1 protein-coding gene is annotated in these 1,067 nt (G+C 67.8%); it reads left to right on the top strand.

Annotated features, from left to right (window positions below; all coding sequences use genetic code 11):
• A partial coding sequence (locus I55_RS27040; RefSeq protein ID WP_044563839.1) for a glycoside hydrolase family 3 C-terminal domain-containing protein occupies nt 1-980 on the top strand: 980 nt, incomplete at its 5' end.
• Nucleotides 981-1,067 lie beyond the last annotated feature (87 nt).

Consider the following 1,067-nt stretch of genomic DNA (forward strand, 5'->3'; position numbering starts at 1 on the left):
AGGTGGGGGCGGGATTTAGCCACTGGCTGCTGACCGACCTGTTGCGCGGCACGTATGGTTTCCAGGGCATCATCCTGTCGGACTGGGCCATCGCCAACGACTGCAACGCCACCTGCCGCAACGGCTTTCCCGCCGGCGAACGGCCCACCTTCAAGGATTTCTCCACCGCTTGGGGCGTGGAGGACCTGGCCACACCGGCGCGCTTCGCCAAGGGGCTGGCGGCCGGGCTGGACCAGTTCGGCGGCGTGGACGACCCGGCGCCCTTGCTGGCGGCGGTGAAGCAGGGCTTGGTGACGGAGGCGCGGCTGGACCAGTCGGTGCGCCGCATCCTGGACCTCAAGTTCCGCCAGGGCCTGTTCGAGAACCCGTATGTGGATGTGGAAGCCGCCGCCCGCGTTGTGGGCACGCCCGCTTTCGTGGCGGAGGGCCTGGCCGCCCAATCCCATTCCATGGTCCTGCTGGAAGCGGGCAAGGCGCCGGTCGCGCTGGCCGGCCGCAAGGTCTACCTGCACGGCGTGGCGGCGGATGCCGCCAAGGCCGCGGGATTGACGGTGGTGAATGATCTGAAACAGGCCGACGTGGCCCTGCTGCACCTGTCCGCCCCCTTCCAGACCCTGCACCCCAACTACACCTTCGGCATGCTGCAGCATGAGGGTGACCTGGGTTTCCACGATGGCAACGCGGATTATGAGGCGCTGAAGGCCGTGGCCACCGCCAAGGTGCCGGCCATCGTCAGCGTCTACCTCGACCGCCCGGCCATCCTGACCAACATCCGCGACAAGGCCGCCCGCCTGTATGTCGATTTCGGCGTCAGTGATCAGTCCTTGCTGGACGTGCTGACGGGCAAGGTGGCCCCCCAGGGCCGGCTGCCTTTCGAACTGCCGCGTAGCATGGCGGCGGTGGAGGCCCAGGCGTCGGACGTGCCGCACGACAGCCAGGACCCGCTGTACCCCATCGGCGCCGGCCACGTGTCGCGCTGACCCATTTCCTGAGCAACCAACGGATGGAAACGTACCCCATGACCGTACGCACCCGCACCTTGCTGATGGGCACGACCCTGTCGCTCT

Source organism: Azospirillum sp. B4 (genome assembly GCF_000333275.1).
In the GTDB taxonomy this organism is placed as follows: Bacteria; Pseudomonadota; Alphaproteobacteria; order Azospirillales; family Azospirillaceae; genus Nitrospirillum.